The 14,535-nt window shown below is 40.0% G+C and carries 15 protein-coding genes; all 15 read right to left on the bottom strand.

Translation table 11 applies throughout. The annotated features are described in order from the left end of the window. Window positions 1-107: 107 nt before the first annotated feature. Window positions 108-593, bottom strand: coding sequence for a hypothetical protein (locus ACRPLY_RS11785; protein ID WP_154973776.1), 486 nt, complete (start codon window positions 591-593; stop codon window positions 108-110). Window positions 594-671: 78 nt separating this feature from the next. Then, window positions 672-1,340, bottom strand: a complete 669-nt coding sequence (gene fsa, locus ACRPLY_RS11780) for a fructose-6-phosphate aldolase (protein WP_014459236.1) — start codon at window positions 1,338-1,340, stop codon at window positions 672-674. A 49-nt stretch (window positions 1,341-1,389) separates the two neighbouring features. Beyond that, window positions 1,390-2,283: a phosphogluconate dehydrogenase (NAD(+)-dependent, decarboxylating) gene (gene gnd / locus ACRPLY_RS11775; protein WP_014459235.1), complete on the bottom strand. Its 894-nt coding sequence runs from the start codon at window positions 2,281-2,283 to the stop codon at window positions 1,390-1,392. A 30-nt stretch (window positions 2,284-2,313) separates the two neighbouring features. Next, window positions 2,314-4,308 carry a transketolase gene (gene tkt, locus ACRPLY_RS11770; protein ID WP_098112361.1) on the bottom strand — a complete coding sequence of 665 codons (1,995 nt, stop codon included), beginning with the start codon at window positions 4,306-4,308 and terminating at the stop codon, window positions 2,314-2,316. A 28-nt stretch (window positions 4,309-4,336) separates the two neighbouring features. Continuing rightward, on the bottom strand, window positions 4,337-5,839 hold the full coding sequence (zwf, locus tag ACRPLY_RS11765; protein WP_028414505.1) for a glucose-6-phosphate dehydrogenase: 1,503 nt from the start codon (window positions 5,837-5,839) through the stop codon (window positions 4,337-4,339). 445 nt (window positions 5,840-6,284) lie between these two features. After that, on the bottom strand, window positions 6,285-6,656 hold the full coding sequence (locus tag ACRPLY_RS11760; protein WP_034328210.1) for a hypothetical protein: 372 nt from the start codon (window positions 6,654-6,656) through the stop codon (window positions 6,285-6,287). A gap of 266 nt (window positions 6,657-6,922) precedes the next feature. After that, window positions 6,923-7,777: a GAF domain-containing protein gene (locus tag ACRPLY_RS11755; protein ID WP_028414507.1), complete on the bottom strand. Its 855-nt coding sequence runs from the start codon at window positions 7,775-7,777 to the stop codon at window positions 6,923-6,925. Between the two features lie 306 nt (window positions 7,778-8,083). After that, complete coding sequence (locus tag ACRPLY_RS11750) at window positions 8,084-8,650, bottom strand: GNAT family N-acetyltransferase (protein ID WP_028414508.1); 567 nt, start codon at window positions 8,648-8,650, stop codon at window positions 8,084-8,086. A 233-nt stretch (window positions 8,651-8,883) separates the two neighbouring features. Then, window positions 8,884-9,273 (bottom strand): VOC family protein, encoded by a 390-nt coding sequence (locus ACRPLY_RS11745; protein WP_028414509.1) that lies wholly within the window; start codon window positions 9,271-9,273, stop codon window positions 8,884-8,886. Between the two features lie 5 nt (window positions 9,274-9,278). After that, window positions 9,279-9,839, bottom strand: a complete 561-nt coding sequence (locus tag ACRPLY_RS11740) for a shikimate kinase (RefSeq protein ID WP_325077197.1) — start codon at window positions 9,837-9,839, stop codon at window positions 9,279-9,281. Window positions 9,840-9,850: 11 nt separating this feature from the next. Then, entirely contained in the window at window positions 9,851-10,303 is a 453-nt protein-coding gene (locus tag ACRPLY_RS11735; protein WP_226313302.1) for a hypothetical protein, read from the bottom strand. A gap of 230 nt (window positions 10,304-10,533) precedes the next feature. Next, window positions 10,534-11,229: an ABC transporter ATP-binding protein gene (locus tag ACRPLY_RS11730; protein WP_154973782.1), complete on the bottom strand. Its 696-nt coding sequence runs from the start codon at window positions 11,227-11,229 to the stop codon at window positions 10,534-10,536. Further along, window positions 11,229-12,314, bottom strand: coding sequence for an ABC transporter permease (locus tag ACRPLY_RS11725; RefSeq protein WP_325077199.1), 1,086 nt, complete (start codon window positions 12,312-12,314; stop codon window positions 11,229-11,231). Before ACRPLY_RS11725 ends, ACRPLY_RS11730 begins: the two co-directional genes overlap by 1 nt. A 72-nt stretch (window positions 12,315-12,386) precedes the next feature. Further along, window positions 12,387-13,769, bottom strand: coding sequence for a sensor histidine kinase (locus tag ACRPLY_RS11720; protein WP_028414514.1), 1,383 nt, complete (start codon window positions 13,767-13,769; stop codon window positions 12,387-12,389). Continuing rightward, entirely contained in the window at window positions 13,766-14,440 is a 675-nt protein-coding gene (locus tag ACRPLY_RS11715) for a response regulator transcription factor (RefSeq protein WP_028414515.1), read from the bottom strand. Before ACRPLY_RS11715 ends, ACRPLY_RS11720 begins: the two co-directional genes overlap by 4 nt. Window positions 14,441-14,535: the final 95 nt, after the last annotated feature.

Below are 14,535 nucleotides of genomic sequence, written 5' to 3'. Positions count from 1 at the left end.
TTCTAAAGATAACCCCCTCTTTATAAAGAATGAAAAAAAGATGCTTCGGGTTTTAAACGAAGCATCTTTTACCTATTAGAGCTATGAATAGTTACCTATTTTTCAAGTTAAACTGCTCGTGAAGCAGCTAATTTCTCGATTGGGGCTTGTTCAATGTCTGCTGCTGAAATATGCAGCAACTTTTCTAAAATAGCCGTTATGCCCTCATTTGTTTCATTAGTTTTTTTACAGTCATTAATATGCTGGTTTAATTGCTTTTTATAAGCCTCGGTATGAATGAGCCACTGACTTAAAAGCGCTTTTGTCGCCTTTCTTTCGTCTTCGCTTTTAGCTCCAAATAAGCTCTCCATATCAGGTTCTTGAATAGTTAGTTTACTAAAATCTTCCCTTACTGCAAGCCAAAAATAGTTCTTTTCGTATTCGTAATATCTGTGTTCTTTTAATAAAAAGTAGCCAATTTCAAATTCAATGCGATAGAGCGGCTGATTAACTTTCGGCGCATGAAGGCTTTTAAAGTTAATATGCTCTGCATCATCTACATAAACTTCTGAACCGTATTGGGTTTTAATAATTTTAGCGTCTACTGTATTCATGATGTTTACCTCTTTAAGGATATTATGAGAGAACGCGTGCATTCTTTTTCTAGAATGCGCACGTTCTTTATCTTTTACTTAGTTTTGAACAGCGTTTTTCCAATCAGCCGCAAACTTTTCAATTCCTTGTTCGGTTAAAGGATGTTTGACAAGCTGCTCGATTACTGAATATGGAATAGTTGCAATATGAGCTCCGGCAAGGGCTACGCGTGTAACGTGATCCGGATGTCTTACAGAAGCCGCAATGATTTGAGAGTCAATATTTTGAATGCGGAACAGCTCGGCAATTTTAGCCACAAGCTGCACGCCGTCTTCAGAAATATCATCAAGGCGACCAAGGAACGGAGATACATATGTTGCACCTGCACGAGCTGCTAAAAGCGCTTGGTTTACAGTGAAAATAAGCGTTACGTTTGTTTTTACACCTTTTTTAGCAAGGTAGCGAGTCGCTTCTAATCCAGCGATTGTCATTGGAAGCTTAATCGTAATATTTTGGTCCCCGCCGTTAATTTTGATTAGTTCTTCTGCTTGCGCAATCATGTCTTCTGCTGTTTCGGCATCCGGCGTCACTTCTGCTGAAACGGATTCTACTTCTGGAACGGTTTTTAAAATTTCTTCAATACGATCTTCAAACTTTACGCCTTCTTTTGCAACAAGAGAAGGGTTTGTTGTGACGCCAGATAAAACGCCCACTTTGTATGCTTTTTTAATATCGTCAAGGTTTGCAGTATCAATAAAAAATTTCATTTTTTCATTCCTCCATTAGTTTTTTTTACTATACCCACTATTTCACTTGTTATTTCTTTTCCACAGCATGACCGCCAAACTCGTTTCGAAGCGCGGAAACTACCTTTCCTGTAAAGGTATCATCTTCAAGCGAGCGATAGCGCATCAGTAAAGACATCGCAATAACCGGCGTAGCTGTTTGAAGGTCTAGAGCCGTTTCGACCGTCCACTTCCCTTCACCAGAAGAGTTCATAACTCCTTTGATGTCATCTAGCTTAGCATCTTTAGAGAATGCATTTTCCGTTAATTCCATGAGCCATGAACGAATAACTGACCCGTTATTCCATACTCTCGCCACTTTTTCGTAATCATAGTCGAACTGGCTTTTTTCAAGAACTTCAAATCCTTCTCCGATTGCTGCCATCATGCCGTATTCAATGCCGTTATGAACCATTTTTAAAAAGTGGCCGCTCCCTGCTTCTCCAGCATATAGATATCCGTTTTCTACTGCTGTATCGCGGAAGATAGGTTCAACAATTTCCCACGCTTCACGATCTCCGCCAATCATATAGCAAGCTCCGTTACGAGCGCCTTCCATTCCGCCAGATGTTCCAACGTCCATAAAGCGAATTTTGTTTTCTTTTAACTCGTTATAGCGTCGAATAGACTCTTTGTAATGAGAGTTTCCGGCTTCAATTACGATATCTCCTTCAGCTAAAAGAGGAGATATTTCACTAATAACAGAATCAACAACCGTATGAGGAACCATCAGCCATACGACTCTTGGCGTTTCTAATGACTGAACAAGCTCCTGTAAGCTTGATACTCCTGACGCACCGTACCCTTTCATTTGTTCCACTGCGTTTGAATTTACGTCAAATGCTACAACGTCATGACGCTGATCCAGTAAGTTTTGTCCTAAGTTAATCCCCATTTTCCCTAAACCAACTAATCCTACTTTCATGTGAACAGCTCCTTCTATTTGTCTAATTGTTTAAGCCTTTAGCAATTCTTTTGCTTGTGCCACTACGTTTTCTTCTGTAAATCCAAACAGCTTCATCACATCAGCTCCGGTTCCTGAAGCACCGAATGTGTCAATAGCTAACACTTTTCCTTTTTGTCCTACAAAACGTTCCCAGCCAAGTGAAATTCCCATTTCTAGAGAGATTCGTTTTGAAACAGATTCAGGCAAGATGCGCTCTTGATACTCTTTTGACTGTTTGCCAAACAGCTCCCAGCTAGGCATTGCTACAACTCGAACAGATGTACCTTCACGCTCTAGCTGAGCTTTTGCACTGACCGCTAGTGCTACTTCAGAACCTGTGGCGATGAAAATCATCTCCGGGTTATCGTCTGTTTCAGTTAATACGTAAGCACCTTTAGCTAGGTCGTTGATATTTTGTTTTGTTTCTTCAAATACAGGCAAGTTTTGACGGCTAAGCACTAAGGCTACAGGACCTTCCGCTTGCTGAAGCGCGTAAGCCCAAGCGCTTGCTGTTTCGTTTGCATCAGACGGACGGATTACGGTAAGCCCTGGAATTGCACGAAGAGAAGCTAAATGTTCAACGGGCTCATGAGTTGGTCCATCTTCTCCTACTGCTATGGAATCATGAGTAAATACATATGTGACCGGCAGCTTTTGCAGTGCAGCTAAACGAATCGCTGGACGCAAGTAATCATTAAAAACAAAGAATGTGCTGACAAACGGCTTCACACCGCCGTGAAGGGCCATTCCATTACCGGCCGCTCCCATTGCATGTTCACGTACGCCGAAATAAATATTTCGATTACCGAAATATCCGGGTGCGTAAGGGCCTTCTTCTTTAATGTCCGTCATCGTGGAATGTGATAAATCAGCACTGCCTCCAAAAATAGATGGCACAGATTTAGTGAAATAATTAATAGCTTCTCCGCTTGCAACACGCGTCGAAATCGCTTTTTCCGATGAGAATGTTAAAATATCATTCACTTCAATTAGTGCCTCACCAGTAATGGCACGTTCTAATTCATCTGCCAGCATAGGGTATTCTTTTTGGTAAGAAGCAAACAGTTCGTTCCACTCTGCTTCTGCTTTCATCCCTTTTTCTTCTAGCTTTTCAAAATGAGCTTTTACTTCTTCTGGAACATAGAAGTTTTCTTCAGCGTCCCAGCCGTAGGCTTGTTTTGTTGCTTTTGCTTCTTCTTCTCCAAGCGGATTGCCGTGTGCTTTATTTGTTCCCGCTACTTTTGGACTTCCGTAGCCAATAATTGTTCTCACTTCAATGAGCGTTGGCTGTTCCGTGTTCTGTTTCGCTTTTTCAATGGCGCTTGTGATTTCATCCACGTCATTTCCATCTTCTACACGTAAATACTGCCAGTTTGCAGATTCCGCTCTTTTTTGGATATTTTCGCTAAATGAAAGATTTAATTCCCCGTCTAACGAAATATCGTTGGAGTCATATAAAGCAATAAGTTTACCAAGCTTCATATGGCCAGCCATTGACATCGCTTCATAAGAAATGCCTTCCATTAAGTCACCATCGCCTACTAACGTATACGTATAGTGATCAATAACAGAGAAATTTGGTTTATTAAATTTTGCCGCTAAATGAGCTTCTGCCATTGCCATTCCGACTGCATTTGCAATTCCTTGACCTAAAGGACCTGTTGTTGCTTCTACGCCGTCCGTATGGCCAAATTCAGGATGACCCGGTGTTTTACTATTTAGCTTGCGGAAGCCTTTTAAATCTTCTACTGATACATTGTATCCGCTTAGATGCAGCATGCTATACAGCAAGCTTGAGCCATGACCGGCTGATAAGATAAAACGATCTCGGTTAAACCAGCTTGAATTTGCCGGATTATGCTGTAAGTGATTCGCCCACAGCGCATAGGTCATCGGAGCCGCTCCCATCGGAAGTCCCGGGTGTCCTGAATTAGCTGCGTTCACCGCGTCAATTGACAGGGTGCGAATCGTATTAACTGCGAGTGTATCTATGTTGGTACTCATGTGTCATCCTTCTTTCGCTTTGTTTGTATTAAACTGGCTGCACTTCGCGTGATTGACTTGCTGTTTCTTCATCCAACCACCATTTAAAGCCGTCTTTTTCTACCAGTGCATGTGATGCATCAGGGCCGTATGAACCAGCAGCATATTTGTGAAGCGGCACTGTATTTTCCTGAAATGCTTCAAGAAGCGGCTGAACCCATTCCCAAGCTAGCTCTACTTCTTTCCAATGAGCAAAAAATGTAGAATCTCCGGCGCATGCATCTGCAATAAGGCGTTCATATGCTTCCGGTGCTCCTTCTTGCTGACCTGAAAAATTAATTTGTACAGGCTCAATATGACCATGATTAAATGGATTTTTGCTGTTTAACTGCAGCGTAATATTTTCGTGCGGGTTAATTTCAATGATCAACAGATTTGGAGATGTTGTTTCTCCTTTGTCTAAGTACAACTCTTTTAGCGAGTCTTTGAATTCAATAACAATTCGCGTCGCTTTTTCCGCCATTCTTTTCCCTGTACGAATGTAGAAAGGAACGCCGTTCCAAAGCGAATTATCGATATATAGTCTGGCTGCTAAAAAAGTGTCCGTCTGAGAAGATGGTGATACACCGGGCTCATTTATGTAGCTCGGCACTGAAGCCCCGTTTATTTTTCCAGCCTCATATTGACCGCGAACAACGTCTAGATCCATATCTTCTTTTACAAGCGGACGAAGCGCTTTTAACACATTTATTTTTTCGTTTCGAATATCATCAGCGCTAATGCGGGCCGGTAAGTGCATAGCCGTCATCATCAGCATTTGCAGCATATGATTTTGAACCATATCTCGAATGGCTCCTGAATGGTCATAATAGCTTGCTCTTTCCTCTACGCCGACCGTTTCACTTGCTGTAATTTGTATATTCGCAATATGTTCGTTATTCCATAATGATTGAAGAATAGGATTAGCGAATTCCAGCGCTTCTAAATTTTGTACCATCGACTTGCCAAGATAGTGGTCAATGCGGTAAATCTCTTCTTCTTTAAACGCTTTGCTTAAGTTTTCGTTTAATTGACGAGCTGACTGTAGATCATGGCCAAACGGTTTTTCAATAATTAACCGTTTCCAACCTTTTGTAGCACCTAAGCCACTGTCTTTAATATGCTCGGCAATCGTACCAAAAAATTCTGGTGCAACGGATAGATAAAACATTCGGTTGCTTGGAATGTTTCGTTCCTCTTCGCGTGCTTCTACTAGATTTAACAACTTTTTATAATCTTCAGCATTCGTTGCATCCAATGGGCTGTAGCGAAAAGCTGAAAGAAAATGCTGCATAAGAGATGAATCTTTTTCGACGCGACGTGAAAAAGTATGAATAGACTCTTTTACTTTTTCCTGAAAGTCAGCGTCGGACATCTCCCTTCTGCCTAGTCCTACAACAGAAATTGATTTAGGGATTTTCCCGTCTACAAATAAATTATAGAGTGCAGGATAAATTTTGCGTTTCGCTAAATCACCTGTTGAACCGAATAAAACAAAAGTCATCGCTTCCATATCTCTTCCTCCTGTTAGGAAAAATATAATCTTTAAAAAGTAACTTTTCTTTCATTCGTTACTTTATGTAACCTATCTTATTCCTGAAATATTTTTTCGTCAAGATATAAAACTCATAAAAAATCATTTCAATTTTCTTTTGTTCTTTAAACCCTATAGCCGCTTATCTTAGATAATTTATGGAAAAATAATGAAAATACTTTTTAGTTGAATTTAGAAAATAAATCTGCTTTAATGGATTTGATAGAATTGTATGAAAGTAAAAGCATACATAATGTTTGCATATGTACCAAGGGAAAATATCAAAAGGTGGAAGTAATATGGAAGTTCAGCTAATCAAGATGCCTGAAGATCTATCTGTTTTTCACATAGAAAAATCGTAGCTCAATCCAAAAGAGTCACCGGAAGTTGACCTCTTTTTTTGAGCTACACTCACACTTTAACTTTAATGCGTCACTGCGACAAGAAGCATAAGCATCATATAGAGGTTAAAAACAGCAAGTAAAACAAGAACGATATAGACTAGTTTTTTACCTATCTTACCTAAAAAGTAGACGTTGACTAACATAAAATACACGCCTGCTGCGCATAAAACGAACGTAAGAAACTCTTTACACTCGTTCAATGTCATTTGAAAATCTTGATTATAGTAAATTCGGAGATCTTTACTAATAGCGAACGGCACGGTCCACCACCTGATCAAAATTCCAATAAACATAAGTATCCCTATTGTGTTTAAAGTGGACTGAAGTGTTCTCCGCTGTTTCTTTCTCATATCCACATCCGTTTGTGCGGACCTTTTAAAGTTTGTTCGCATGTATTTCCCCCCATGATGTTTTTGCATACAGCAAAAAGGGTCATCAGCCATACACAGGTCTCTCCCCCGGCTATTTCTTACACCACCAAAAGGTGCGTAATGATCATCACGCAAGGCTTCAATGAAGCTACATTCTTTATCTATATTCACTTTATGCTGCATTTGATGCTTTCACAGCTTCTGAGCATACCAGCTTGTTTTTCGTTTCGTATTGAATTATATACATACACAAAAATAAGCCCTGGCTGATAGAGCCAAGGCTTGGTTCATGTTTTGATTAAGTTATACCCCACACATTGAAGAGCTTGTTGAATATTTTTCACGACTTTTAACTGTAAGTTTCTCAAATCATGATTTTTAGTTTGCTCTTTCGCAAATGTGGGGGTTACACCTGTTATAACTGCTTGAGCACCCATGAGCTGAAGTGCTGTAATCATTTTCAAGAAGAAATTCGGAAACTCTTTTTCTCTCAGAAGCAGCTTCGATAAATCAATGATAAAGTAATCTATTTCATTATGAGCTGCATCGTGAAGCACATCTGTCATAATCTGATCCGCACGCTCTTTATCAATAATACCTTGAAGAGAAAGAATCGAAACCCCCTCTGTAATCGGAATAATTGGGACGCTTAAAAATCCCATCTGATATCGTGTTTCATCCAGATCGATCATATGGGATAAGATACCTGCCATTGATTGTAAAAAAGCAATATCTTCTCCTGAAAATTCTTTTTCTTCCTTGTCCATTACACAGAGTGTTCCAAATACATTTCCTTTTAAATCTTTTAATGTAACACCTAAAAAACCTTTTACCTGCAATTGATCCGTTACTTCTAGCTGTCTTGTAACGGCATCCTTCATCAGATTTGCCGTATGCATAACGTCTCCGTCATTCATAATAATTAAGCGGCAGTATGTACCTCCGTATTCAACGCTGTATCCTTCAGGAATAATCTCTTCCTTCTCGTTATATGAGCTGAGGACCGTCATCGCTGTTTCTCCTCTTCTAGTTACGTACGTTGTGCTGACATTCAGCTGTTTGGTAATAACCTCAAATAATTTTTGCGAAACAGACCGCAGTGAATAAAAATGAGGAACTTTATTTTCTCCATCAACGTTCATTTAGTTACCTCCATCGCAACTATCATTCTCTCTGCCATAAGTGCATTCTTTCATAAAGATACGCACAGCTTGGCTATAACTTTTTTGTAGTATGAGAGAGGACAGCTATATTGCCTATTTTCTATCTTATACATACCAGATTTGACATATGACATGATTTCACATAAGAAAAACTTCTTCCGTTCATGAAGGAAGAAGTTTTAAATTATATAAAAATCTCACACGTCCCCATTTTCCCTCTATTCCCCATATTAGGATATATCAAACTAAACTGCCTAGTTCAATGACAACATAGCACAAAGGGTATTAGAGCTCCTGCTTCATCTTTTTGTTCCATTCTCTTCGCAGAATTCCCATTTTGACGCTATCAAAATATTCACCGTTTACGATACGTGCTTCTCTGATTCTTGCTTCTTCTTTCATACCTATTTTTGCCGCTGTTTTGATCATTCTGATATTGCCTGACCACGTAGACATGCCGAGTCTATGCAAAGGTGTAAACTCAAATAAAAAGTCGATCCACATTCCATAAGCTTCTGATCCATATCCTCCGCTCCAATAGTCTGAATCGTAAATGACAATTCCAGTTTCCATCCAGTTTGTACGTTTGTCCACCCAGTAACAGTTCACCGTTCCTACAGCTATTTCATCAATAATAACCGCAAGCATTCGGGGAACTGATGGATAAATCTCATACTCTTCTTCCCATGAATTCATATACTTTTCTTTCGTCAGCTTTCGATCTGGTATGTACGGAGCATTCCATTTTTTCGCTTCTTGTTTTTTCTCTTCGTATTTCCAGTAATAGAGCGTATTAACATCTTCCTGTGTCGCTTCTCTTAATAACACTTTTTCTCCTATTAATTTTATCATGAGAGGCATTACTCCTTGATTTATGAAATGGCTTATTAAATTTTAGAAACTTAAAGCGACTCTTAATACACGTTTATACAATCATAGCGTTAAATAATGAAGAAAAGGAGTAAATTTATAAAGAATAGTATTGCTACTGCCAATCAGCAGATGAAAATGAAAAGTAACTTATCCTGCTTTGCCTGTAAAACACCGAGACAATATATATGCTCCCGGTGTTTTTTGTTTTTGCTCTATTTATTATTCGCGTTTTCCATAACTGCAAAATAGTTACCTTCACTGTCTGAAAAATTAAAGACTTTTCCTGAAGGCATCGATACAATTTCTCCCACCGTTACGCCTTTAGCAGTTAAATCTCTATATAATTCATCCACATTCTCCGTAAAAAACAGAAGCGAAGGTGTCCCGACATTTAATTCCGGCTGCATTTTTGCTATTAGCTGTTTGTTATGAAGGATAATGGTTGTTTCAGCACCCGCTACCGGCGCTAGCTCAATCCACTTCATGCCTTGTTCATTATTTTGTTCGGACATAACCTGAAATCCCATTTTTTCTGTCCAAAACTTTACCGCTTGATCTTGATCGTTTACATACACCATAATTTGACCGATTTTTTTAATCATTGCTTTCACTCCTTCGATATAGATGAAATAATTTCTTTTGCTACTGTATCTGCCGACTTTTCCTTTGTGTAAATTGTTTGCTTTGCCAGCAGCTCATTTGACGGATGCGTTACAAAATGTTTGTTAAGCTTAAAAACATCTTCATCATCCGTTATTTGCTGCAGTCTTTGATGTAATAGTTGTATGGACTCTTCTTTATTAGCACTGGGAAGCAATAAAAATAGAGACTGATAAGGTTTTAATATCTTTTCTACTTGCTGAAACAGTCCCATGTCTTCGTAGACCGAGTGACCGGCGCCAAAATCAATGACCGCATGTTTGTACTCTTCTAGTATTCTTTTAACGGCATAGGCTTCAAACGGCTTCCAATAGGCGTACATCCCCTGAAACCCTTGTTTTTCTCGAATGTCCTGCTGTGTTTCTTTGCTGAAACCTATTTCCTCGTAGTAAGAAAATCGCACTTCGTCCATTGAGCACTGAGGAATACTTAGTTTTTGCGCTACTTTTTCACCAACCGTCGTTTTACCCGCGCATATAAGTCCAATGAGAATAATAGGGGGTTGCATAGGCTCTCTCCTTATTTCACTTCCAATACAAACGCGTACGATGCATCTCCATTAGATACATTTTTTTGACTTTCATCCATCCACCACACTGAATATGAGTAGTAGTACGTGCCTGATTCAGAAGGTGCTTTCAGCTTATTTTTCTTCAGTGGTATTTCCACTTCATGGCTGTTTTGTATTTGTGCCATATGCTTTTCGTTGGGCTGCCGCTTATACTTGATAACAAGCGATAGCGATTCATTTGCTTTTACTTTAATCGGCTGTTCTGTTTTTAACAATTCTAAAGGGCCTGCTTTATCCACACACGTGTTTTTCCAGCAGTAAGTGCCAACTTTTGTTTCATAAAGATGGTTGCTTGCTTCGAGATACGCTTTTGGCGGGAATTCTTCAAGAAATCCACTGCTTGAACATCCTGTAAAGCTTGCTATGATAAGTCCACCTGCAGCTGTCTTCCATTTCTTCATCATTTCATCACCTTTTTACTATTTCTTCATTGTTCTGTTATCTCCTGTTTCTTACTTTCTAAATAGCATTGCTTTATTTTCAATACACGCTTTTTAATAAAATGGAATATGAATACCTAACTGATTTACTAATAAAGGAGTGAACGTATGAAGGCGCCAAACCGAGACGACAAATATGCACATGATGAAGAACGCAAAAAAGTGCTGCTCTTGTCAAGAGCAGCACTTTTTTAGACTTGCACGCTATTTGATTCTACTAATTTCCCATCTTCCATCCACACAACGCGATCGCATAAATCCAGCATTCTTTGGTCATGGGTAACCATTACAGCCGCTTTTCCCCTTAGCTTCACTTCATCTGCAAGCATTTGAACGACCGCTCTTCCTCGCTCTGAATCCAAGCTTGCCGTCGGCTCGTCTGCGAAGATAATTTCAGGGTTATTCATCCACGCTCTTGCAATCGCTACCCGCTGGCGCTCTCCGCCGGATAGACTTTCAGGATAGTGATGTTTTCGATGGGCAAGCCCGAGCTTTTCAAGCAAATCATCCGCTCTTTTTTTTGCTTCTTTGTTTCGGTTTCCTTCTAGTTCCGTGACAAGAAGCAGCTGATCGCGAACCGTTAAATACGGGATTAAATTAGCTGATTGAAAGATAAAGCCAATTTTTTTAAGACGAATGCTGTTCATTTGTGATGGAGACATTTTATTAATCTCGTCTCCGTCAATAATTACACGTCCGCTAGACGGTGAAAGCAGCGCGCCAGCAATGGATAAAAAGGTACTTTTCCCAGAACCAGAAGGCCCGACTATAGCCACAAGCTCTCCAGCTTTCACACGCAGCGATAGGTCATTTAACACGACTACAGCGTTTTCTCCGTCTCCAAACGACTTGCTAACACTCTCTAAAACTAATTTTTCTTCACTCATTATACAGCCCTCCCAATCGCTTCAACCGCATCTACTTTTGCTACGCGATAAAGCGACAATAATGAACTCAGTACAGAAACGGCTATAAACAGCGCGGAGCAGCCTGCGATTAGCGATACGTCTAAGTGAAACGGCATCGAATCCGGCAATACGGCTGCTACTCCGTACGTCAATCCAATACTAATAGCAAGACTGCATAAAGTTAACACAACTACTTGAGATAAAATCGTTCGCGCTAAATAGCTTGTTTTTGCTCCTATCGCTTTTAACACGCCAAACTGATTCATTTTTTGAAGCGTCATCACGTAGAAGAAAACGGCTAGCACAAAAGCGCCAATGATAAACAAAAATGCGACCATCATTAAAAGCGAGCCTTGTTCTTCTTGATAACCTGGAATTCCTTTTAACGCTTCATCTTTACTAATCACGTCAATGTCAGACTCCTTTTTTTGAAGAGCATGTGCTTTTTTATCGTTCATGTTTAACACCACTGCATTAAACGCACCTGTGTTTTCAATTATTTTCCACTCTTTAAGATTAATATGAATAACAGGCGCGTGACTAAACGACTGATTTTTTGTAAAACCAACAATTGTAAAGCTTTTTCCTGAAGCCGTATCTTTTATCGTATCACCTAGCTTTACTCCTTCTTCTTTTAGCGAAGAGTCCGCCACGGCTTCATGTTTCGCATCGTCCGTAATCATCTTCCCTTCCGTTATGTTCGGAGCTAAAAAGCCGCTTGTGCTTATGGCAAAAAACGAGGCGTCTATTTTTTTCTCTTTTCCTTCATTTATAACGGCTGTCATCATCACACCAAGCGGCTCAGCTTTTTTCTTTCCGCTTAGTTGTTGAATATCTTCTGTTTTGTTTGTTGATAAAACAGAGCGCGTCAGGCGCTGATCCGCTTCTTTTTGAAGCGCAACGTAATTTCCTTTCATTTCTTGAACAGCTGAAGCATTGTCAGAGGAAAGCCCTTTTGCTAAGCCTGATACAAAAAGCACAAGCCATACAATTAACACCATAATCACGCCAATGAGTAAGTAGCGCAGCTTCGCATGTTTTAATTCACGTAAAGCCAAAAACATCTTTCTTTCATCTCCTTTTTTCATTCTATTTAAAGTATAAAAACAGAAAATGAATGGAAGATGAACGGCTCATTACATTTTCGGAAGATAGACGTGAAAAGTGCTGCCTTTTCCTTTTTCGCTTTCAACGTGAATGGAACCTCCGTGCATGTCGACAATTTGCTTCACAATCGCTAAACCAAGACCGCTGCTTCCTTCCGTCCGGCTTCTTGCTTTATCTTCCTTATAAAAACGATTAAAAATATGCGGGAGGCTTTCTTTTGACATACCGATTCCCGTATCTTGAAACTCCACGTGGCAATACGTATCTTCCATACCAACGCGAAGAGACAGCGTTCCTCCTTCTTCCGTGAACTTTACGCTGTTAGTAATCAAATTTGTCCACACTTGATGAAGCAGTTTTTGATCGCCTGAAATCATCGTTGAAGGAAGATCCATTTCAATGGCCAATTCTTTTTCACGCCAGCTCCACTCCGTCATGAACAGCACTTGCTTGATTTGAGTTGCAACGTCAAACGTGCTTTTTTCGATATGCTCACTTTCTTTATCAAGTGAAGCAAGCGTAAGCAGCTGTTTGCTGAGGGACGACATGCGCCGGCTTTCTTCTTCAATAATAGACAGATACTCATTTCTTTGTTCATCTGAAAGGTCAGCAGAACGGAGCGTTTTCGAAAACCCTTGAATGGACGCCAGCGGAGACTGAATTTCATGTGACACGTTCGATACAAATTCCTGGCGCATCTCTTCAAGCTGCTCTAAACTTTTAGCCATTTCGGAAAAATGTGAAGCAAGCGCGCCGATTTCGTCTCGGCGCTTTACGTACAGCTCAACGTTGTATTTTCCTTTCGCCACTTGCTTTGTTGCTTCCGTTAGCTTGACGATTGGTTTTACTAAATAACGCGTGCTAATAAGTACAAACAAAATGCTTAATACAATCATCAGCAGTAAAATGACCGAGAAAAAAATGCGCATTTCCCCGAACTGCAGCTGAATATCAGGGCGAATAAACAGCGCTTGCTGCTTGTTACCCTCTCCTTTTAACGGCACGCCGATGGTATTAGCTAACACATTATCAAAAAACCCCGTCACAAACACCTGTGAAGGAAAGTTTGCAATTCCGTGATACATTTTGCCTTCTAACACTTGTTTGACAGCACTCTTTTCTAAGCGCTGGTTTCTAAACTCTCGTCCGTAAAACGTCTCATGTCCAGTGCTGTCCACTACATATATTTGATAGCCAAGTTTACTAATATGCTGTAAATAAGACTGTTGATCTACGCCTCTATTGCTTTCGTAAAAGCTCACAATGTCTTTTGCCATACGCGTAAGCTTTTGATCGTTATAAGGTTTTAAGCTGTACTGATAATAAACGTTCGCCACAATAAACGCGAGGAGACTGCTAAATACCATCACAGCAATCGTTGTCAGGACAATCCGCAAATAGAGCGTCTTCATTTTGCCGTCACCTCAAGCTTATAGCCGACGCCTCGAACCGTCGTAATGACAAAATCATCGGTATGTTCAAACCGCTCGCGCAGCCTTTTTACGTGTACATCAATTGTGCGGTTATCTCCGTTAAAATCCGCTCCCCATATCAGATGAATTAATTCTTCTCTTGTGAAAATTCTTCCTGGATAGCTCGCGAGCTGAGCTAATAATTCAAATTCTTTCATTGGAAGAATGAACAGTCGTCCGCTGCAGTGCACTTCATAGCTTTTTCGGTCAATAGAGGTGCTGTTCAGTACGATCATCTTTTCATTTACCACTTCGTATCGGCGAAGCAGTGCTTTGATTCGGAAAATCAATTCTTTTGGTTCAAACGGCTTTGTCACATAGTCATCCGTTCCCGCTAAAAAGCCTTTTTCTTTGTCTTCGAGCTGATCTTTTGCTGTTAATAAAATAATGGGAAAATCATAGTAGCTGCGTATTTCTTCGCAAACTTCATATCCATCTTTATGAGGCATCATAATATCGACAACCGCTAAATGAATGTGCTGCTTAGCAAGCAGACCCGAAGCTTCCTCTCCGTCTTTTGCTTCATGAACCATATAGCCTTCAAGCTGCAAATAGTGACGAACTAATTGCCGCATATGCTCATCGTCATCCGCCAGTAAAATGTGAATCATTTTTTCTACCACTCCTTTTATCAACCATTTAAAATGGCGGCCTTTTGGCCGCCATCATTTATTCTTTCACTTTCTATCTGTTTACTAGTGTAACC

The organism is Priestia sp. TGN 0903, assembly GCF_050846855.1.
In the GTDB taxonomy this organism is placed as follows: Bacteria; Bacillota; Bacilli; order Bacillales; family Bacillaceae_H; genus Priestia; species Priestia zanthoxyli.
This window is presented reverse-complemented; position numbering and strand designations above follow the sequence as displayed.

What these genes read in the sequence shown, in the direction of transcription:
- ACRPLY_RS11785 (WP_154973776.1), bottom strand. Translation starts at nt 593, where the DNA reads ATGAATACAGTAGACGCTAAAATTATTAAAACCCAATACGGTTCAGAA.
- fsa (WP_014459236.1), bottom strand. Translation starts at nt 1,340, where the DNA reads ATGAAATTTTTTATTGATACTGCAAACCTTGACGATATTAAAAAAGCA.
- gnd (WP_014459235.1), bottom strand. Translation starts at nt 2,283, where the DNA reads ATGAAAGTAGGATTAGTTGGTTTAGGGAAAATGGGGATTAACTTAGGA.
- tkt (WP_098112361.1), bottom strand. Translation starts at nt 4,308, where the DNA reads ATGAGTACCAACATAGATACACTCGCAGTTAATACGATTCGCACCCTG.
- zwf (WP_028414505.1), bottom strand. Translation starts at nt 5,839, where the DNA reads ATGGAAGCGATGACTTTTGTTTTATTCGGTTCAACAGGTGATTTAGCG.
- ACRPLY_RS11760 (WP_034328210.1), bottom strand. Translation starts at nt 6,656, where the DNA reads ATGCGAACAAACTTTAAAAGGTCCGCACAAACGGATGTGGATATGAGA.
- ACRPLY_RS11755 (WP_028414507.1), bottom strand. Translation starts at nt 7,777, where the DNA reads ATGAACGTTGATGGAGAAAATAAAGTTCCTCATTTTTATTCACTGCGG.
- ACRPLY_RS11750 (WP_028414508.1), bottom strand. Translation starts at nt 8,650, where the DNA reads ATGATAAAATTAATAGGAGAAAAAGTGTTATTAAGAGAAGCGACACAG.
- ACRPLY_RS11745 (WP_028414509.1), bottom strand. Translation starts at nt 9,273, where the DNA reads ATGATTAAAAAAATCGGTCAAATTATGGTGTATGTAAACGATCAAGAT.
- ACRPLY_RS11740 (WP_325077197.1), bottom strand. Translation starts at nt 9,839, where the DNA reads ATGCAACCCCCTATTATTCTCATTGGACTTATATGCGCGGGTAAAACG.
- ACRPLY_RS11735 (WP_226313302.1), bottom strand. Translation starts at nt 10,303, where the DNA reads ATGAAGAAATGGAAGACAGCTGCAGGTGGACTTATCATAGCAAGCTTT.
- ACRPLY_RS11730 (WP_154973782.1), bottom strand. Translation starts at nt 11,229, where the DNA reads ATGAGTGAAGAAAAATTAGTTTTAGAGAGTGTTAGCAAGTCGTTTGGA.
- ACRPLY_RS11725 (WP_325077199.1), bottom strand. Translation starts at nt 12,314, where the DNA reads ATGTTTTTGGCTTTACGTGAATTAAAACATGCGAAGCTGCGCTACTTA.
- ACRPLY_RS11720 (WP_028414514.1), bottom strand. Translation starts at nt 13,769, where the DNA reads ATGAAGACGCTCTATTTGCGGATTGTCCTGACAACGATTGCTGTGATG.
- ACRPLY_RS11715 (WP_028414515.1), bottom strand. Translation starts at nt 14,440, where the DNA reads ATGATTCACATTTTACTGGCGGATGACGATGAGCATATGCGGCAATTA.